The 19,490-nt window shown below is 60.8% G+C and carries 19 protein-coding genes and 1 pseudogene; 4 read left to right on the plus strand and 16 right to left on the minus strand.

The features are described 5' to 3' along the window. Positions 1-95: 95 nt before the first annotated feature. The 5 genes from ispA to LRS56_29850 all read right to left on the minus strand — a co-directional run bounded on the left by ispA (position 96) and on the right by LRS56_29850 (position 3,500). Positions 96-983: a (2E,6E)-farnesyl diphosphate synthase gene (gene ispA, locus LRS56_29830; protein ID WDU62834.1), complete on the minus strand. Its 888-nt coding sequence runs from the start codon at positions 981-983 to the stop codon at positions 96-98. Beyond that, entirely contained in the window at positions 980-1,222 is a 243-nt protein-coding gene (locus LRS56_29835) for an exodeoxyribonuclease VII small subunit (protein ID WDU62835.1), read from the minus strand. The genes ispA and LRS56_29835 overlap by 4 nt, the downstream gene beginning before the upstream one ends. A 77-nt stretch (positions 1,223-1,299) precedes the next feature. Next, positions 1,300-2,439 (minus strand): Fic family protein, encoded by a 1,140-nt coding sequence (locus LRS56_29840; GenBank protein ID WDU62836.1) that lies wholly within the window; start codon positions 2,437-2,439, stop codon positions 1,300-1,302. Between the two features lie 97 nt (positions 2,440-2,536). Next, on the minus strand, positions 2,537-2,917 hold the full coding sequence (locus LRS56_29845; protein WDU62837.1) for a MerR family transcriptional regulator: 381 nt from the start codon (positions 2,915-2,917) through the stop codon (positions 2,537-2,539). Then, entirely contained in the window at positions 2,856-3,500 is a 645-nt protein-coding gene (locus tag LRS56_29850) for an NAD(P)H-dependent oxidoreductase (GenBank protein ID WDU62838.1), read from the minus strand. Before LRS56_29850 ends, LRS56_29845 begins: the two co-directional genes overlap by 62 nt. A gap of 241 nt (positions 3,501-3,741) precedes the next feature. Between LRS56_29850 and LRS56_29855 the strand changes: the two are divergent. Continuing rightward, positions 3,742-4,659: pseudogene (locus LRS56_29855) on the plus strand (PDDEXK nuclease domain-containing protein). Positions 4,660-4,846: 187 nt separating this feature from the next. Beyond that, a complete protein-coding gene (locus tag LRS56_29860; GenBank protein ID WDU62839.1) occupies positions 4,847-6,160 on the plus strand; it encodes an ATP-binding protein in 1,314 nt (437 codons plus the stop codon). Positions 6,161-6,211: 51 nt separating this feature from the next. On the opposite strand, the gene LRS56_29865 is transcribed toward LRS56_29860, so the two are convergent. After that, a complete protein-coding gene (locus tag LRS56_29865) occupies positions 6,212-6,844 on the minus strand; it encodes a hydrolase (protein ID WDU62840.1) in 633 nt (210 codons plus the stop codon). A 448-nt stretch (positions 6,845-7,292) separates the two neighbouring features. On the opposite strand from LRS56_29865, the gene LRS56_29870 reads away from it, so the two are divergent. Continuing rightward, positions 7,293-7,529 carry a hypothetical protein gene (locus tag LRS56_29870; protein WDU62841.1) on the plus strand — a complete coding sequence of 79 codons (237 nt, stop codon included), beginning with the start codon at positions 7,293-7,295 and terminating at the stop codon, positions 7,527-7,529. A gap of 66 nt (positions 7,530-7,595) precedes the next feature. Here LRS56_29870 and LRS56_29875 read toward each other — a convergent pair whose 3' ends face one another. From LRS56_29875 to LRS56_29920, 10 genes are all read right to left on the minus strand, one after another. Continuing rightward, positions 7,596-7,763 (minus strand): hypothetical protein, encoded by a 168-nt coding sequence (locus LRS56_29875; GenBank protein ID WDU62842.1) that lies wholly within the window; start codon positions 7,761-7,763, stop codon positions 7,596-7,598. A 45-nt stretch (positions 7,764-7,808) separates the two neighbouring features. Further along, positions 7,809-8,579, minus strand: a complete 771-nt coding sequence (locus LRS56_29880) for a transcriptional regulator (GenBank protein WDU62843.1) — start codon at positions 8,577-8,579, stop codon at positions 7,809-7,811. Between the two features lie 214 nt (positions 8,580-8,793). Then, entirely contained in the window at positions 8,794-9,321 is a 528-nt protein-coding gene (gene ppa / locus LRS56_29885) for an inorganic diphosphatase (protein ID WDU62844.1), read from the minus strand. Between the two features lie 109 nt (positions 9,322-9,430). After that, the gene (locus LRS56_29890; protein WDU62845.1) at positions 9,431-10,246 is read right to left on the minus strand and encodes a zinc-dependent peptidase; all 816 of its coding nucleotides are present in this window, start codon (positions 10,244-10,246) and stop codon (positions 9,431-9,433) included. 6 nt (positions 10,247-10,252) lie between these two features. Further along, complete coding sequence (locus LRS56_29895) at positions 10,253-10,909, minus strand: DedA family protein (protein ID WDU62846.1); 657 nt, start codon at positions 10,907-10,909, stop codon at positions 10,253-10,255. 365 nt (positions 10,910-11,274) lie between these two features. After that, complete coding sequence (locus tag LRS56_29900; protein ID WDU62847.1) at positions 11,275-11,733, minus strand: GNAT family N-acetyltransferase; 459 nt, start codon at positions 11,731-11,733, stop codon at positions 11,275-11,277. A gap of 91 nt (positions 11,734-11,824) precedes the next feature. Then, a complete protein-coding gene (eutC, locus tag LRS56_29905) occupies positions 11,825-12,658 on the minus strand; it encodes an ethanolamine ammonia-lyase subunit EutC (protein WDU62848.1) in 834 nt (277 codons plus the stop codon). Continuing rightward, positions 12,655-14,049 (minus strand): ethanolamine ammonia-lyase subunit EutB, encoded by a 1,395-nt coding sequence (locus LRS56_29910; GenBank protein ID WDU62849.1) that lies wholly within the window; start codon positions 14,047-14,049, stop codon positions 12,655-12,657. The genes eutC and LRS56_29910 overlap by 4 nt, the downstream gene beginning before the upstream one ends. Positions 14,050-14,101: 52 nt before the next feature. After that, positions 14,102-15,535: an ethanolamine permease gene (eat, locus tag LRS56_29915; protein ID WDU62850.1), complete on the minus strand. Its 1,434-nt coding sequence runs from the start codon at positions 15,533-15,535 to the stop codon at positions 14,102-14,104. A gap of 214 nt (positions 15,536-15,749) precedes the next feature. Next, the gene (locus LRS56_29920; GenBank protein ID WDU62851.1) at positions 15,750-17,270 is read right to left on the minus strand and encodes an aldehyde dehydrogenase; all 1,521 of its coding nucleotides are present in this window, start codon (positions 17,268-17,270) and stop codon (positions 15,750-15,752) included. Between the two features lie 274 nt (positions 17,271-17,544). Between LRS56_29920 and LRS56_29925 the strand changes: the two genes are divergently transcribed. After that, a complete protein-coding gene (locus LRS56_29925; protein ID WDU62852.1) occupies positions 17,545-19,452 on the plus strand; it encodes a sigma-54-dependent Fis family transcriptional regulator in 1,908 nt (635 codons plus the stop codon). The last annotated feature ends 38 nt before the right edge of the window (positions 19,453-19,490 follow it).

Raw genomic sequence — 19,490 nt, forward strand, 5'->3', positions numbered from 1 at the left:
AGGTATAGAAGAGGCGGCAGTTTACCTCAAGCATCGCAAACTGCCCACGCAGAGCGCCGAACTTGGCCGATATGCGGCTGCAATGGCCGCGGTTATCAGTGGCGGCGTTCGACGATATACCGCGCCAGGTCACGCAGTGGCTCGGCCGCCGCGTCGAAAGGTCGCAGGGCGTCCAACGCTTGATCGCGCAGTTCCAGGGCGTAAGCCTTGGCGGCTTCCAGCCCGAGCAATGCAGGATAGGTCGGTTTACCCCGTGCGATATCGGCGCCCTGGCGTTTGCCCAGGGTCGCGGTGTCACTTTCCACGTCGAGAATGTCGTCCTGCACCTGGAACGCCAGGCCGACCGCCCGGGAATAGGTCAGCAGGGCCGCCAATTGCGCAGGCGTCGCACGGCCACTGGCCAGGGCGCCCAGGTGCACGGCGGCTTCGATCAGCGCGCCGGTCTTGTGGCGATGCATGTGTTCAAGGGCTGTTTGGTCGAGCTTGAGGCTGACCGAACCCATGTCGATGGCCTGGCCGCCGACCATGCCGGCCGGGCCTGCAGCCTGGGCCAGTGCTGTGACCATTCGCAGGCGGATCTCGGCGTTAACGCTGCTCAGTGCCGGGTCCAGCAATGCGCTGAACGCCAGGCTCTGCAGCCCATCGCCGGCCAGGATCGCATAGGCTTCATCAAAGGCTTTATGGGTGGTGGGCTGGCCGCGACGCAAATCATCGTCGTCCATGGCCGGCAAATCGTCATGCACCAGGGAGTAGGCGTGAATCAGCTCGACCGCACACGCCGCGCCATTGGCCTCATCGGCAGGCGCGCCCACGGCTTCACACGCCGCATACGCCAACAGCGGGCGCACGCGCTTGCCGCCATTCATCACGCTGTAGCGCATGGCTGCATACAGGCGATTCATTTCCGGGCTTGGCGCAACAAACAAGGGCTCGAGCGCCGCATTCACCCGGGCTTGGCTACTGGCCTGATACGCGTCGATCATTCCGGCTGTTCCGCATCGAAAGGTTCTTCGGCCAACTCCCCGTCGCGTTCCAGCAGCACCTGCACCTTCTGCTCCGCCTGCGCCAAGGCGCTCTGGCAGTCGCGGGTCAGGCCGATACCTTGCTCGAACGCCGTCAGCGAGTCCTCCAGCGACAACTCGCCGTTCTCCAGACGCTCGACCAGGGTTTGCAGGTCGGCGAGGGATTGTTCGAAATCGAGTGCAACTTTTTTGCGGGCCATGGCGGCTATTCCGGTAGACGGTAAACCGGCGCGACACTAGCAGACATGGGGATTCTGGGCAAATGAGCGGCGCCTGTTCAAGCGCCCCCGCCATTGATCTGATAGCGCGTGCTGCGGCCTGCGCCGGGTAAACGGACCAGGCAATTTTTTTCCAGCAGATCAGCCAGGTGCCGGGTGGCGGTCGCCTTGGACACTTTCGCTACCGCTTGGTATTGCGCGGCGCTGATGCCGTGCTCGAAGCCCTTTTCACCGCCGTCGAGCAAATGATTGAGCACCTTGATCTGCTCGGCAGACAAGGCAACGTCACGGTGTTGTTGCCAGAACCGAGTCTTGCCCAATACCCGCTCGATCCGCGCCATCGCCTGTTGCAGGCTGCGCAGCAGGGTTTTGAGGAACCAGTCCAGCCAGTCGGTGATATCCAGCGTGGCCTTCTGGCTGGATTCCAAAGCGCTGTAGTAACCATTGCGGTCCTCAAGGATGCTGGCTGACATGGCATAAAAGCGGATGGCCTTGTGCTCTCCTTGGGCCAATGCCAAATCTGTAATGGCGCGTGTCAGGCGCCCATTGCCGTCATCGAATGGGTGCAGCGTCACAAACCAGAAGTGCGCTATGCCGGCGCGTACCAGAGGATCGAGTTCGGGCTGCCCGCGGCTGGTTTCGAACCATTCAAGGAAATCATCCAGCGCCTGCTCCAGGCTCAGCCGGGGCGGCGCCTCGAAATGCACGGTCGGCCGATCGAGCCGCCCCGACACCACCTGCATCGGTTCGTCGCCCCGCAACGCCCCGACATTGAGCGCACGCGCAGCAAAACCGGCTTCCGGGGCCGGGAACAGCCAATGGTGCCAGCTCAATAAACGAGCGAGGGTGAGCGGCTGGGCGAATTGCTCGGTGGCGTCCATCATCAGCTCGGCCAGGCCTTCGCTGCGGCGGCTTACCTGGCCGCCCTCCATCGCCTCCAGACCCAAGCGTCGCGCCAGGGAGGAGCGCACCGAGCCGACATTCAGCTGTTCGCCCTCAATGGCCGAGGAGGTCAGGACATTTTGCAGCAACGCATCCAGTTCATTTTGCGCGCTGATCGCCTGGCTAACCGAGCCGAGCATACCCAGCAGCTTGCCCTGTGCTTGCCCGCACTCGCGCAGCAAGGCTGCCAGGCGTCCGGGCTGCCAGTGGAAGTGGGGCCAATCGGTGTGCTGCCAGATCCAGAGCGGGTGATCCATGGAGGAATACCTGGGTCGTGATCCGAATAAAAAGGTTATTCGGCTCATTTAGTGAGCCGATTGTGCATTCTATTCGGCTCATCGTCCACTTGGGCACTTAGCCAGAGGCCGTATTGGGATGGGCGCATCGCCCCTGCGCGTCTTTCAACTGAGCCTCGAACTCAACCAGCCCCGTTTGCATCTTTTGCAGCGCGGCAATCTGCACCGCCAATTCCTGCTGCTTGTTGGCGATGGCTTGGTCTGCCCGGTCCCAAGGCAACGAATCGCCAGAGTGCTCTGCGAGGATCTCCTGCAACTCTTTAAGCTTGAACCCCAACTGCTGCGCGCACTTGATAAACATCAGCAGCTCAACGCTTTGCTCCGAATAAACCCGGTATTGCCCCTGGCGCTGCGGCGGCGGCATCAGGCCGATCGCCTCATAGTGACGAATCGCCTTGATGGTGGTGCCCGACAACTGCGCGGCTTTGCCGATGTACATGAAAACTCCCTTTTCCCAATAGTCCGCCGGCCTGCTTCAGCCATTTTTCCCGCTGCGCCGCAGTCGACCCCAGCACCGGCCCGAACATCAACGTCTTGATCGGCTTGATGCCACAAAACGCCAGCGTGGTCTTGCGCAGCTGATGCACGCCCGGCATGCGATAGAGCCAGCGGTAATACCACGGCGGCGTGTCCAGGGTCACCAATAAGTGTGCGGTGCGGCCGCGTAGCAGCTTGTCGGGGAACGCTTTGCCCGCACGGTATTTAAAGGCAAAACCGGGGAGGAAGATGCGGTCGATAAAGCCCTTCGTCAACGCCGGGATACCGCCCCACCAGATCGGGAAGACGAACGCCAGATGGGTGGCCCAAAGAATGTCGGATTGGGCGCTGAGCAGGTCGGGTTCCAACGGCTGAATCCGGGTGTAGCCGTGGTGAAGGATTGGGTCGAACGCGAGGTCGCCCAGTTGTAGGACGCGCACCTCATGGCCGGCGATTTTTGCGGCGTGGGTGTAGGCATCGGCGAGGGCTGAGCAAAAGCTCGTGGTGGACGGATGGCCGAGGATGACCAAGATGCGGTGGGGCATGGGGGCGGTCCTGAAAATGGGGCTTTCAGGGTAGGGGGTGCCGTATAGGGGAGAGTCAAGGGGAGAGGTCGCAACTTGCCAGCAGGACCTTTCTGCAAGGTGTGCAAGGCCCTTCCTGTTGCGCGCTTGACGCCTTGTGACGTCACCGGGCCCTGACTAGCCTGCTGAAAACTCAAGAGTGAAACAGGCATGAGCGAAACCTCTATCGGCTTGATCAACCACCCCCGGCAGGTTATAGCTCCAGGCTGAGCAGGGTTGGGGGAGCAAGGTGATTGAGCGTCTTGCTCAGGATCTGCGTGCGGCGTTTCCCAAGATGAAGGGGTTTTCGCCGCGCAACCTCAAGTACATGCGTGCTTTTGCTGAAGCGTGGCCAGATGCGGAGTTTGTGCAAGGGGTGCTTGCACAATTGCCGTGGTATCACCAATTGGCGTTGCTGGACAAACTCCCCGGCCCGGAAACCCGTCGCTGGTATGCCACCCAAGCGATCGAGCACAGCTGGTCGCGCAACACACTGGTGATGCAGATCGAAAACCGTCTGCTGGAGCGCAGTGGCAAGGCGGTCAGCAATTTTGAAAACCACCTGCCCAAGCCGCAATCCGACCTGGCACGCGAATCCCTCAAAGACCCTTACCGCTTTGATTTCCTCAGCCTGGGCCTGGATGCGCAAGAGCGCGATATCGAAAACGCGTTGATCAAGCATGTCACCGACTTTCTATTGGAGTTGGGCGCCGGCTTCGCCTTTGTCGGCCAGCAGGTGCTACTGGATGTGGGCGGAGATGAGTTCTTCGTCGACCTGTTGTTCTATCACCTGAAGCTGCGTTGTTACGTCGTGATTGAACTCAAGGCGGGCAAGTTCAAACCCGAGCACCTTGGCAAATTGAGCTTTTACATGGCGGCTGTGGATGCGCAGCTCAAACATCCGCAGGACGGTCCGACCATTGGCCTGTTGTTGTGCAAAAGTAGAAATGAAATCGTGGCCGAATACGCATTACGCGACAACAACCGGCCTATCGGCGTGGCCGAGTATCAACTGGTCGAGTCGTTGCCGGCGGAGTTGCAAACCAGCTTGCCCAGCATTGAACAGATCGAGCGTGAGTTGGCCGGCGATAATGCTCCCATGCAAAAGAGGGCGTCAGCCACCCACGCCGGGAACGAATAATGGCCTGGTGCTTCTAACCCCCAAGCTTCATACACACCAATCACGGCCAAAACGTCAAAAAAACCACAATCAGTCGCCTAATGTTGCCTAAGAGACGTACGGGCATAAGGTTTTCTTCATTTATCTTGCTGCGCCGTTCCGCCCCAAGCATCATCATTTTCCCTGGACCCGACCGCGACGTATGCAGATGCCTCATGTTCCTGCCCCGTTACCCGCCAATGAGCAAGCGCGCCTCCGGTCCCTGGAACACCTGGGTGTTCTGGACAGCACACCTGAGCCGGGTTTCGATGACATTGTGTTGCTGGCAACCAGCTTGTGCGACGTGCCTATTGCGCTGGTGTCGCTGGTAGACAAAGAACGCCAATGGTTCAAGGCCTGCATCGGCCTGGACGTGCGTGAGACTCACCGCGACCTGGCATTTTGCGCGCACGCCATCCTGTCTCCCGATGAGGTGCTGGTGGTCGAAGACGCCACGCTGGATGCGCGTTTCGAGCACAGCGCGCTGGTGCTGGGCCCGCCGTATATCCGCTTTTACGCGGGCGCGCCGATTCGCGATGATCGTGGGTTTGCGCTGGGCACGGTCTGCGTCATCGACACCCGGGCCCGCACGCTGACGGTCGCGCAACACAATGCGTTGCTGGCGCTGGCCCGGCAAACCGCCTCGTTGCTGCAATTGCGCTTGCTCAGCGAACAGCGCGAACTGCGCGCTCGACACCTCGAAAACGAACTCGCCCAGGCCCAGGCGCTGGGGCGTCAGGCCGAACAGTTCATGCACCATGCCAAGCGCGTTTCGTCGCTGGGCATGGTTGCGGCCAGCATCGCCCACGACTTCAACAACCTGCTGCAAGCCTTGAGTGCCAGTTTGCAGATGGTGCGATTGCGCGCGCGCCGGCCTGAGGACGTCGAGCGCTTCAGCGATGCAGGCCTGCAAGCGGTGGATCAAGGCCGCTTGCTGGTCAACCACCTGCTGGCCAGCGTTCGTCACGACAGCCCCAATTTGATGTGCATCGACGTCAACGAGCGCCTTGAAAGCATGCGTGACGTGCTGCTACGCACCGTCTCGGGCGGCGTCGAACTCTCCCTCGACCTGGCGGCGGCCGGCACCGGTGTGCTGTGCGAAGAGGCACAGTTGAGCGCGGCGGTCATCAACTTGCTGGCGAACGCCCGCGACGCCTTGGGCGGCAAGGGCCGCGTGCACATCAGCTCGCGGCTGGTCAGCGTCGAACAGGACGAAGCGCTGGGCACCGGCAATTACCTGCTGCTGAGCATCACCGACAACGGCCCCGGCATGCCCGAGGCGCTGGCCGCCAAGGTCTTCGAGCCGTTCTTCACCACCAAATGCGCGGGTAAAGGCACTGGCCTTGGGTTGTCCCAGGTGCTGGAGTTCGCGCAACGCGCAGGCGGCACAGTCAAAGTGCAAACCGCCCCGGGCGCCGGCACCACCATGAACCTCTACCTGCGTGCCCTCGGCCGCATCGACGCCAATTTGCCTAACGGCTGACACGCCGAAAGCCTGCTTTTCAGGGCAGGCTTGGGGGTAAACAGCGGGTGATTAGTCCTTGCGTGCCGTCAGCGCCGAGTAACCGTTCATCAAGTTGCGATAGTTGGGGATGCGCTGGGACAACAGATTCCCCAGGCCCTCGATATCGTTGCGCCAGTCGCGATGCAGCTCACAGGCCACCGAAAACCAGTTCATCATCTGTGCACCGGCCTGCGTCATCCGGCTCCAGGCCGCCTGCTGCACCGTGGTATTGAACGTGCCCGACGCATCGGTGACCACAAACACATCAAACCCCTCCGCCAGCGCCGACAAGGTCGGGAACGCTACGCACACATCCGTCACCACACCGGCAATGATGATCTGCTTACGGCCAGTGGCCTTGATCGCCTTGACGAAGTCTTCGTTGTCCCAGGCATTGATCTGGCCAGGGCGAGCGATGTACGGCGCGTCCGGGAACATCTCTTTCAGCTCCGGCACCAGCGGGCCGTTGGGGCCTTGCTCGAAGCTGGTGGTGAGGATGGTCGGCAAGTTGAAGAACTTGGCCAGGTCAGCCAGGGCCAGCACGTTGTTCTTGAACTCGTTGGGCGAGAAGTCTTGCACCAGGGAAATCAGGCCGGTCTGGTGGTCGACCAGCAGAACGATGGCGTCGTCTTTGTTCAAACGGTTGTAGGTTGGAGTGCTCATGGTTGAATCCTTTTTTGTTTAGGTTGGTTGGGCGTTGCGTTCAACATGGGCACAGATTAATGGGTGGGGCGCGGGGGATAAATCGGGTGGGATAGGTAATACCGTCAACCTGAAGGAGACAATGGTTGAAGGGCCAGCAGTACCGGTCCCTTTCATTTGCAGGACGTTTCCTAGAGAATCCCAGCCGCTTGCGCCAGCAAAATCCCGCGACTAGGCTGCGGATCGTCACTGCATATTCAGTGATCGGGTTTAGTCGCCCGGATTCGATTGGCGCATAAGCAACTCATGAGTCAGGCAGTCCTTCGCCTGCATCTTATGGTGGCTGTGCGCAGGGCACCTCCGGGTGCGCCGGGTTTCCAATCGACCGGTCGACTAACCTGCGTACAGCTGCCGCCTTTCGTTTAGTCGCGGGAAATGGCAGCTCCAAATTATCGATTGGAGTTTTGCTATGGATAACGTTGTTTCGAGTTCACCGTCATCGGGTGCAACTAACCCTTTTACCGTCAATGAAGAACTGAGCTTCGAGGATGCCTGGGTGCGAGTGGCTGAGTTGCTGCAGTGTGCGGTGGCTACGTCGCAGGTGCTCGGTGAGCCGCTGGGTGCGCCGCACAGGGCGGTGATGCATTTGGTGGAGATGGCGAAGATGGTGGCGGATCGGGCTGTGGAGTGTATGCAACCTGGATAACGCAACTTGAAGGCGGGCAGGCGAAACGCTGCCCGCTGTCTATCCGGGCATTGAGATTCAATTATTTCAGGCATTAAAAAGCCGGCTTGTGGCCGGCTTCTCGGGGACTGCTTCAGCTTGTTTTTGACAAACCTCACCAGCCTTCAAATCGCTCAGCCAACTTACCGTCTGGCTGAATAATGGGGGCATCAGCGGGAACTCCTCCGCATCGCCGAGCAGGGTGGATGGCTGCAACGCCATACCCTGCCAAATGTGCGGCGCATGATACCCATATTCACTTCAAATGCCCACCTCCGGGTCCGTTTTAGAGCCGTCCCAGCCTAAAAGGTGCTCGTCCAGCGGCACCGGCCTGCGGTTGTTCAGGGTGGACCACCAGAACACCCAGCCGAGGATCTCGAAGTTTTGTTCAAAGCGTTGCTCGTGCGTGAGGTATTCGTCCGGGTGTTCGCCGGCGTTGTGGCTGCGCATGCGCAGGCCGCCGCCCGGGCGGTTGTAGAGGTATTTGATGCGCAGCATGCCGTCGTGTTCGACGGCGTAGATTTCGCCGTCGATGATTTGGGTGCGGCCTTTGTCGATGGCGAGGGTGGCGCCTTGTTGGATGATGTCGATCATGCTGTTGTCGACCATGTAGGCGCCCAGTGCGCGGTCGGGGTTTACGTTGAGGGCTTCGAGGGTGTGCAGCGAGATGCGGATGCTTTCGGTGGAGGTGAATGAGGCATGGAGAGGAATCTCCACGTCGATTTTTTGTGGGCGGCAGGCGGGGCCTGTGAGGTATTTGCCGGTTTCTTCGCGGGCGAGCAGTCCTTTACGGGCGTCCGGGCCTTCCAGCAGGAAGTTGGCCGGTGGGTGTTTGGGGCCTTCGCCGGTGCGCAGCCAACGGCTGGAGATGCACAGCAGTTCTGCGATCTCGTTGAGTCGGCCCATGGGTACACCGCGCTTGAACCAGTTGTTCACGTGTTGAGGCGTGACACCACGGTTCTTGGCGAAGTCGGAGGCGGAAAGATGAACTTCCCGTAGTAGCGCTTTTAAACGATCACCTGATGTATTCATAAACGCAGAGTTTACTGGCCTGAAAACTACATCAAATAAACCATGCGTTGAGTTGGGCGTGTAGGTTTTTGCTTAGTTGTAGCTTGATCTGTCGGCTGTTAAATAAAATTAAACGTCCTCTATAAAGAGTTGAACTTGTCGTTTAATTTTTCCCACAAAAAAAGCCCCGAATGATCGGGGCTTTTTTGATTGCCTGGGCAATGAGGAGCGGGTATCAGCCTTTGTAGGCAGCGACCGACTTCAGGATCTCGGCGCGGGCGGCGTCTGCGTTGCCCCAACCGTCGATCTTCACCCATTTGCCTTTTTCGAGGTCTTTGTAGTTCTCGAAGAAGTGCTTGATCTGTTCCAGCAGCAGCGGCGGCAGGTCGGTGTATTCCTTCACGTCCACGTACAACTGGGACAGCTTGTCGTGTGGAACCGCGATAACTTTGGCATCACCGCCGCCGTCGTCGGTCATGTTCAGGATGCCGACCGGGCGTGCGCGGATAACCGAGCCTGGTGTCACCGGGTAAGGGGTTACAACCAGTACGTCGAGGGGGTCACCGTCGTCGGCCAGGGTGTTGGGGATAAAACCGTAGTTGGCCGGGTAGAACATCGGGGTGGCCATGAAACGGTCAACGAACAGGCAGTCGCTGTCTTTGTCGATTTCGTATTTGATCGGCGCGTGGTTGGCCGGAATCTCGATGGCGACGTAGATGTCGTTCGGCAGGTCTTTGCCAGCCGGAATCTTGCTGTAGCTCATTGGGCGTTGCCCCCGTTAATTGGCCAAGAAACTTGGCCGGATTGGCCTAAAAGTGGCGGCGATTATAGGCATATTCCGCCGCCGATGCCATGCGCCAGACGTCGTACGGTTATTCGCCCTGTGGCTGATAACGCGGGTCGTGCGCCTGCAGTTGGTGCAGGCGGGCCAGTGGGTCCTGGCGATAAAAGCGGCTCAGTTGCGCGTACACCTGTGGATAACTGTTGACCAGCAAATCCGGGGCGCTGAAAAAATATTCGCTGGTGACGGCAAAGAATTCCGCCGGGTTTTCGGCGGCGTAGGGGTCGATTTCGGTTTCGATGTCCGGGTCGGCGTCCAGCTGGCGATTGAGGTCATCAAAGGCGCTTTGCATCACGCTGGCCCATTCTTGCACGCGCATGTCGTGGTGCAGCGGCGGCAGGCCGTTGGCGTCGCCGTTGAGCATGTCGAGCTTGTGCGCCAGCTCGTGGATCACCAGGTTGTAGCCTTCCCACTGGCCGCTGGCGAGTACGCCGGGCCAGGCGAGGATCACCGGGCCCTGTTGCCAGGCTTCGCCGCTGTGTTCGCCGTCCCACTCATGTTCGATGCCGCTGCTGTCGCGATGGCGCTGGGGGCTGACGAAGTCGTCGGGGTACAGCACGATTTCGTGGAAGCCCTGGTACCAGTCGAGGTCGCCGAGGTGCATCAGCGGCAACTGTGCCTGGGCGGCGAGCAGCAGGCGTTGCTCCTGGTGCAGCTCGACGCCGGGCAGGGCGGTGAGGTGTTTTTCGGCGAGGAACACCACGCAGGCTTCACGCAGCCACTGGTCCTGCTCGGGGCTGATGCCGTCGAGGAAGGTCAGGTGGTGGCGCACCCGTTGCCAGGTGTCATCGGCAATCGGGTGCTTGGCCAGCAGGCGCCGGCGACGCCAGGCGCTGAGGGACCACATCGTGGGTTACTGCGGCTTGGCTTCGGAGGAGGTGCGGCCAAAGCGGCTGCGGAACACGCCAATGATCATCGGCACCAGCGACAGCAGGATGATGAACACCACCAGCAACGAGAGGTTTTTCTTGATGAACGGCACGTTACCGAAGAAATAGCCCAGGGTCACCAGGCCGCCGACCCAGAGGATGGTGCCCAGCACGCTGAAACCGAAGAACCGTGGGTAAGGCATTTTCGCGATGCCGGCGACGAACGGCGCAAAGGTACGCAGGATCGGCAGGAAGCGCGCCAGGGTCACGGTTTTGCCGCCGTGCTTGTCGTAGAAATCGTGGGTTTTTTGCAGGTAGTCGCGGCGGAAGATTTTCGAGTTCGGGTTGTTGAACAAGCGCTCGCCGACCGTTCGCCCTATCACGTAGTTGGTGCTGTCGCCGAGGATCGCGGCCAACATCAACAGCCCGCCCAGCAAGACCGGGTCCATGCCGCCGCCGGCGGCCACCGCGCCGGCGATAAACAGCAAGGAATCACCCGGCAGGAAGGGCATCACCACCAGGCCGGTTTCACAAAAAATCACCAGGAACAGAATGGCGTAGATCCACGGACCGTAATTGGTTACCAGCAGGTCGAGGTACACGTCGAGATGCAGGATAAGGTCAAGCGGGTTGAAATCCATGGATGGCACCTGTGTGAACGGCCCGACTCAGCAGGCCTGTGCGGAAGCTCGGGTAATAAGGCTACAAGCGTATGCCGCATTTCTTACAACCCTGAAAGGTCCGCATTATACGGATTGAGAGGTGAAAAGCCTGTTGGTTTTGTAGCGGGGGATGTCGCGGTTGGCGGGTCATGGCGAGTCGCCTTCCCGTGGCGAGCGAGCTTGCTCGCGTTGGGCTGCGCAGCGGCCCCCAAACCCACGCAACGCTGTTTGCCTGGAGGCGTGCGGGGGTTTTTAGTGGGGCTGCTGCGCAGCCCAACGCGAGCAAGCTCGCTCGCCACAAGGGCTTTTTCGTCCCTCCAAAAAAACAGGTTCGTTAGAAAAGGTCAGTCCTCGCTGATCGGCAGCGTGTAGTTCTTGAACTCGGTGTCCTCGCGAAACCCGATCGACTCATAGGTCTTCTGCGCCACTTGATTGTCACTGCTGGTCGACACCCGCAGCCGCACCGCGTGAGTCTCCTTGGCCATTTTCTTCGCCGTGCGCATCAGGTTGTCCGCCACCAGTTGGCGCCGCGCATCTTCGGCCACATAGATGTCGTTTAGAATCCACACCCGCTTAAGCGACAGCGACGAAAAGCTTGGGTACAGCTGGCAAAACCCAAGCACTTTTTTGTCGTCATCGTCGGCCAGGGCCAGGTAGATCACCGACTCCTTGCGGCGCAGGCGCTTTTCCAGAAAGGCCCGCGATGAGTCCGGGAAGGGCAGGGCCCCGTAGAACTCGCGGTATTTGACGAACAACGGGGTCAACAGGTCCAGGTGTTCCAGGGTCGCTTGAGTAATCCGCATGCCAGGCCTCAACTTCCAAAGGGGTATGACCACACAAGCGGCCGTGACTTGATGCTGCCTAAAGGCGCGAAAAAGCGCAATCGTGCGGGTATCAGTCGGTGGGCGGGCTGAGCAGGAAATTGCCCTTCATCAAATCCGGGTCGTCGGATTCGAGGGTTTGCACCTGCGCCTCGTCCTTCAGGTTGACCCCCGACAGTTGCCGGCGACACGCCTCTCGCATCAAGTACAGCAGGCGATGCGCCGCCATGCCATAACTCAAACCCTCCAAACGCACATTGGAGATGCAGTTGCGATAGGCATCGGTAAGGCCGACCTTGGGGTTGTAGGTAAAATACAGGCCCAGGCTGTCCGGCGAGCTGAGCCCTGGGCGCTCGCCGATCAGGATCACGGTCATCTTGGCCCCAAGCAACTGCCCAACTTCATCAGCCACCGCCACGCGGCCTTGTTCCACCAGGATCACCGGCGACAAGGACCAGCCGTCTGCGTTGCTCTGTTCCTCCAAGCGTGTAAGAAACGGCAAGGTATGTTTATGCACTGCAAGCGCCGACAGCCCGTCGGCGACCACTACCGCCAGGTCTACCCCGCCAGGGTTGGCCGTTGCATAGTCGCGCAGGCGCTGGGCCGACTCATCACTTAAACGCCGCCCCAGGTCCGGGCGTTGCAGATACATATGCCGGTCGGCGGCCGCGCTGTGCAGCAACAGGCTGTCACGCCCGCGCTCAGCCAGTTGGCTGCTCAGGCCCGCATGGTCGAAGGGCAGGTGCACCGCGTCCCGCGCCTGGGCGTGGGCAAACTGGAAATCCAGCTGTGCGTGAGTCGGAATACTGGTACCGGTGCGGCCCAGGGCGATGCGTGCCGGGGTGAGGCGGCGCAGTTCCAGCCACGGGTTGTCAGGCAGGTCGAGTTGCACAGGCGGCTCCTTCATCCCAATTGCGCCAAGGCGTGGCGAAACGCCGGTGGCAGGCTGTTGCCGAAATGCACCTTGCCGTCGGCTTGCGTGAAGATGCCCATTTTGGCCAGCCACTGTTCGAATTCCGGCGCCGGCTTTAAACCCAATGTTTGCCGGGCGTACAAGGCGTCGTGGAACGAGGTGGTCTGGTAGTTGAGCATGATGTCGTCGGAGCCGGGGATGCCCATGATGAAGTTGATCCCGGCCACACCCAGCAGGGTCAGCAGGGTGTCCATATCGTCCTGGTCGGCTTCGGCGTGGTTGGTGTAGCAGATGTCGCAGCCCATCGGCACGCCCAGCAGCTTGCCGCAGAAGTGGTCTTCGAGCCCGGCGCGGATGATCTGCTTGCCGTTGTACAGGTACTCGGGGCCGATAAACCCTACGACCGTGTTCACCAGAAACGGTTTGAAATGTCGGGCCACGGCGTAGGCACGGGTTTCACAGGTTTGCTGGTCGACGCCAAAATGCGCGTTGGCCGACAAGGCGCTGCCCTGGCCGGTTTCGAAATACATCAAGTTCTGCCCCAGAGTGCCACGATTAAGGCTCAAGCCCGCGTCGTAGCCTTCCTGCAACACGCTCAGGCTGATGCCGAAGCTGGCATTGGCCGCCTCGGTGCCGGCAATCGACTGAAACACCAGGTCCAGCGGTACGCCACGGTTGATGGCTTCGATGGAGGTGGTGACGTGGGTGAGTACGCAGGCTTGGGTCGGGATTTCGTAACGCTGGATGATTGCGTCGAGCATCTCCAACATGGCGCAGATCGAGGCGATGCTGTCGGTGGCCGGGTTGATGCCGATCATGGCGTCGCCGTTGCCGTACAGCAGGCCGTCGAGAATGCTCGCGGCAATGCCTGCCGGCTCATCCGTGGGGTGGTTGGGCTGCAGGCGCGTCGACAGGCGACCGCGCAGGCCCATGGTGCCGCGAAACTGAGTGACCACGCGGATTTTCTGCGCCACCAGCACCAGGTCCTGCACGCGCATGATCTTGGACACGGCGGCGGCCATTTCCGGTGTAAGCCCGGGCGCCAATGCGCGTAGGGATTGTTCGTCAGCCGCGTCACTGAGCAGCCAGTCGCGCAGGCCGCCGACGGTCAGGTGGCTGACCGCGGCAAACGCCTGTTTATCGTGGGTATCGATGATCAGCCGCGTGACTTCATCGCTTTCATAAGGGATCAGCGCTTCTTGCAGAAAATGCTTGAGCGGAATATTGGCCAAGGCCATTTGCGCCGCGACCCGTTCGCCGTCGTTTTGCGCGGCGACGCCGGCGAGGAAATCCCCGGAGCGTGCGGGGCTGGCCTTGGCCATCACGTCCTTGAGGCTGTCGAAGCGGTAGGTGTGTGCACCCACCGCGTGGGAAAAGCTTGCCATACAGTGTCTCCTTGACGACGCAGGCAGTGGCCTGCGTCGAGGTTTACGGCAGTTAGTGCAAGGCGGCCTCTGCGGCCTGGATCGCCGCGAATTCCTCTTCGGGCGTGCCTGCTACCAAGTGATGCCGGCTGTAGAAAGCAAAGTAAGCAATTAATACTCCATAGATGATCGCCGCGCCAATTACCACCCGTGGGTCCACCAGAAAGCCCGCCACCACGGCCACGCAGGCCAGTACCAGGGCCACGCCTGAGGTGAAGATGCCGCCCGGTGTGCGGTATGGACGGTCCATTTTGGGGCGACGAATGCGCAAGGTGATGTGCGCGGCCATCATCAGCACGTAGGAAATGGTCGCGCCAAACACCGCCACCAATATCAGCAAGTCACCCTGGCCGGTCAGCGACAGCCCAAACCCGATGATGCCGGGAATGACCAAGGCCAGTACGGGCGCCTTGCTTTTGTTGGTCTGCGACAGTTTGCGCGGCAGGTAGCCGGCACGTGACAAGGCAAAGATCTGCCGTGAATAGGCGTAGATAATCGAGAAAAAGCTGGCGATCAGCCCCGCCAGGCCCACGAGGTTGACGAAGCTGCCCATCCAGGTCGAGCCGCCGTAGGACAGCGCCAGCGCTTCCACCAGCGGGTTGCCGGATTTGATCAGCGCGTAGGTGCCGGCGCCGCCGGGGGCGATCACCAGAATCAGCAAGGCAAAACTGGTGAGCACCACGATGGCGCCGATCAGGCCCCGGGGCAGGTCGCGTTTGGGGTTCTTGGTTTCTTCGGCGGCCAGCGGCACGCCCTCCACGGCGAGGAAAAACCAGATGGCGTAGGGGATCGCCGCCCAAACGCCGACATAGCCGAAGGGCAGGAAGGTGCTGGCGCCCTTGGCTTCGGTAACCGGGATGTCGAGCAGATTGGCGACGTTGAAGTGCGGCACCATCGCCACCAGGAATACGCCCAGGGCAATCGCGGCGACGGCGGTGATGATAAACATCAGCTTCAGGGCTTCACCCACACCAAAAATGTGGATGCCGATAAAGATGATGTAGAACGCCAGGTAGATCATCCAGCCGCCGATGCCGAACAGCGACTCGCAATAAGCGCCGATAAACACCGCAATGGCGGCGGGGGCTATGGCGTATTCGATCAGGATGGCGGTGCCGGTGAGGAACCCGCCCCAGGGGCCGAACGCGCTGCGGGCGAAGCCGTAGCCGCCGCCGGCGGTAGGGATCATGGAAGACAATTCGGCCAGGGAAAAGCACATGCACAGGTACATGGTGGCCATCAGCAATGTGGCGAGGAACATGCCGCCCCAGCCACCCTGGGCCAAGCCGAAGTTCCAGCCGGCGTAGTCGCCGGAGATGACATAAGCAACGCCAAGGCCAACTAAGAGTACCCAGCCGGCGGCGCCTTTTTTCAATTCGCGTTGTTGGAAGTATTGGGAGTCAACTTTTTCGAAGTCGACGGAAGATCCAGTGGGTTCGCTAGGCATGGGAAAGTACCTTTCATTGTTATTTTTTTAACTCGGCCTCTTTGTGCCGGATGAGGTAGCAACTACTTTGCGAAGTTCAACTGTGGGCGCTGGCTTGCCTGCGATGCGGGCAACTCGATGTATCTGGCTGACCGAGGTGGAGCTATCGCAGGCAAGCCAGCTCCCACACTTGATTGCATTTCAAGTGGGGAGCCAACTGTCAGTTATGGATGAGTTAAAAAAAGCCCAACGGATTAATGTCGTAGCTCACCAGCAAGTTTTTGGTCTGCTGGTAGTGATCCAACATCATCTTGTGCGTCTCACGGCCCACGCCGGACTTCTTGTAACCACCAAACGCGGCATGCGCCGGGTACAGGTGGTAGCAGTTGGTCCACACGCGGCCCGCTTTGATCGCCCGGCCCATGCGGTAGGCGCGATTGATGTCGCGGGTCCACACGCCAGCGCCCAGGCCGAACTCGGTGTCGTTGGCAATCGCCAGGGCTTCGGCTTCGTCCTTGAAGGTGGTGATGCTCACCACCGGGCCGAAGATTTCTTCCTGGAATACGCGCATTTCGTTGGTGCCCTTGAGCAGGGTCGGCTGGATGTAATAACCACCGGCCATGTCGCCGCTGAGCTGTTCGACCTTGCCGCCGGTGAGCAATTGCGCGCCTTCGCCCTTGGCGATTTCCAGGTACGACAGGATCTTGTCGAACTGCTGCTCGGACGCCTGGGCGCCGACCATGGTGTCGGTGTCCAGCGGGTCGCCGCGTTTGATCTGCTCGATTTTCTTCATCACCACTTTCATGAAGTCGTCGTAGATCGACTCTTCCACCAGGGCGCGAGACGGGCAGGTGCACACCTCACCCTGGTTGAAGAACGCCAGCACCAGGCCTTCGGCGGCTTTTTCGATAAACGACGGTTCGGCCTTCATGATGTCGGCGAAGAAGATGTTCGGCGACTTGCCGCCCAGCTCCACGGTGGACGGAATAATGTTCTCGGCCGCCGCGTGCATGATGTGCGAGCCCACCGGGGTGGAGCCGGTGAAGGCGATCTTGGCGATGCGCTTGCTGGTGGCCAGGGCTTCACCGGCTTCTTTGCCGAAACCGTGCACCACATTCAGCACGCCCGGTGGCAGCAGATCGCCGATCAGTTCCATCAGCACGTTGATGCCCAGCGGCGTTTGCTCGGCAGGCTTGAGCACCACGCAGTTACCGGCGGCCAGGGCCGGCGCGAGCTTCCACGCGGCCATCAGGAGCGGGAAGTTCCACGGGATGATCTGGCCGACGACGCCCAGCGGTTCGTGGAAGTGATAGGACGCGGTCAGTTCGTTGATTTCCGCGCTGGTGCCTTCCTGGGCGCGAATGCAGCCGGCGAAGTAGCGGAAGTGGTCGGCCGCCAGCGGGATGTCGGCGTTGAGGGTTTCACGCACGGCCTTGCCGTTGTCCCAGGTTTCGGTGATGGCCAGCAGTTCGAGGTTCTGTTCGATGCGGTCGGCGATTTTCAGCAGCACCAGCGAGCGATCCTGGGCCGAGGTTTTGCCCCAGGCGTCGGCGGCGGCATGGGCGGCGTCGAGCGCTTTGTCGATGTCTTTGGCAGTGGAGCGCGGGAAGTCGGCGATAGGCTTGCCGTTGACCGGCGAGGTGTTGGTGAAATAGTTGCCGTCGACCGGCGCAACGAATTCGCCACCAATGTAGTTGCCGTACTTGGCCTTGAACGAAACGATCGCGCCTTCAGTACCGGGGTGTGCGTAACGCATGGTGGATTCTCCTGGCTTTTATGTTTATTGGAGTGCAGCGCTGTTGCTGCGCTTGATAAAGCGTAGAGCAAAGGTTGGGCCACTGCTTTGCCGGCCAGCGAAATCAAGGGGTTGGGGAGTGTTGCAGCGCGTTGCTGTCACGGCGGCGGCACGCGCGCAGTGACAGTTTGTGCCATAAGCGGTACAGCCTGTGACCGGTGGGTCTGCCCGGGATTGCAATGGTCGGATGGCTGGGGGATGCTGGCTGTTCTCACGCAGGGAGAATAATAAGAACATGCAAAACGATCATTTCAGTCGCCATGCCCAGCAAGTCTTGACCGTCACCCGTGGGCAAGAACTGTCCCACGGGCCCGCCAGCGACCCGTCCATCGCCCGCTCCTGGCTGCGTTGCCTGGAGGATTACCACCTTGACCCCGCGCTGACCATCGCCCCCACCGTGCTGGAACACGGCCGCCTGCTGGAAAGCCGCGAGCGCCTGCAACAAGTGTTGAGCATCGCCGGCAGCGAGATGAACAGCCTGCATCAACAGCTCTCCGGCGCCGGCCATGCGGTGCTGCTGACCGACGCCCGCGGGGTGATCCTCAACTGTGTCACTGCGCCGTCGGAGCGCAAGATTTTCGAACGCGCCGGGCTCTGGCTGGGCGCCGACTGGAGTGAAGCGTGCGAGGGCACCAACGGCATCGGCACCTGCCTGGTGGAGCGTCAGTCGCTGACCATTCATCGTGATGAGCATTTTCGCGGCCGCCATACCGGGCTGACCTGTTCGGCGAGCCCGGTGTTCGACCCCCATGGCGAGCTGCTTGCCGTGCTCGATGTGTCCTCGGCACGCGAAGCCATCTCGCGCCAGAGCCAGTTCCACACCATGGCGCTGGTGAACCTGTCGGCGAAGATGATCGAAAGTTGTTACTTCCTGCGTCACTTTGAACACCACTGGTTGCTGCGCTTTCACCTGCAAGCCGAATCGGTGGGGCTGTTCAGCGAAGGGCTGCTGGCCTTTGATGGCGAAGGGCGGGTGTGTGCGGCCAACCAGAGTGCGTTGAACCTGCTGGGGCAGGTTCGCGGCGGGTTGCTGGGGCAGCCGGTCGAGGCGTTTTTCGAGTGTTCGCTGGATCAACTGTTGGGGCGTGCCAGTGCGAACGCTACGGCCAGCTGGCCACTGCGTACCCGCGATGGTCGGCATCTGTTCGCCGCGTTGCGCGGGCAGGCGCCTCGCTCGTCGGCACCGCTGGCCAAGCCCGAGGCGCCGCGTCTGCCGGATATCTGCCTGGGCGATCCGGCGCTGCAGAATGATTTTCGCCGGGCGCTGAGGGTCTTCGAGCGTGACGTGCCGCTGTTGATCAACGGCGAAACCGGCTCCGGCAAAGAGGCCTTCGCCAAGGCTGTGCACCACGCCAGCCTGCGCGCCGACAAGGCGTTTGTGGCACTCAACTGCGCCGCTATCCCGGAAAGCCTGATCGAAAGCGAACTGTTCGGCTATCGCGGCGGCAGCTTTACCGGCGCACGCAAGGAAGGCATGCAAGGCAAGCTGCAGCAGGCCGACGGCGGCACGCTGTTCCTCGACGAGATCGGCGATATGCCCCTGGCGTTGCAAACCCGGCTATTAAGGGTGCTGGAAGACCGCATGGTGGTGCCTATCGGCGGTGAGCCCCAGGCGGTCAATGTAAGAATAATCAGCGCTACGCACCGGAATTTGCTGGAGCGTGTGCAGGACGGCAGTTTTCGCGAAGATTTGTACTACCGGCTCAACGGCCTTGAAGTCGGCCTGCCGCCCTTGCGCGAGCGCAGCGATAAGGCTCAATTGCTCGACTTCCTGCTGGCGCAAGAGGCGGGCGGGCAGCCGGTCGTGCTCGACCCGGCGACGCGTGCGGCGCTGCTGGGCTTCGCCTGGCCGGGTAATGTCCGGCAGTTGCGCACCGTACTGCGCACGCTGGCGGCGCTGTGTGACCACGGGCAAGTCGGCCTGGAGGATTTGCCCGCGCAGATTCGCCAGGCGCGGGTGCAACCGGTTGCGCAGGCCACGCCTGTGGACTCGCCCCTGGAAGAGGCCGAGCGGCTTGCCTTGCTCACGGCCCTTGAACAACAACGCTGGCACATGACCCACACGGCCGAGCAACTGGGCGTCAGCCGTAACACGCTGTATAGAAAGCTGCGCAGGCACGGTATCGCCCGGTCCTACACCTAAAGAGTGCGATTTTCGCCCCCCTGCGCTAACCTGCCTCG

Source organism: Pseudomonas poae, assembly GCA_028869255.1.
In the GTDB taxonomy this organism is placed as follows: Bacteria; Pseudomonadota; Gammaproteobacteria; order Pseudomonadales; family Pseudomonadaceae; genus Aquipseudomonas; species Aquipseudomonas poae_C.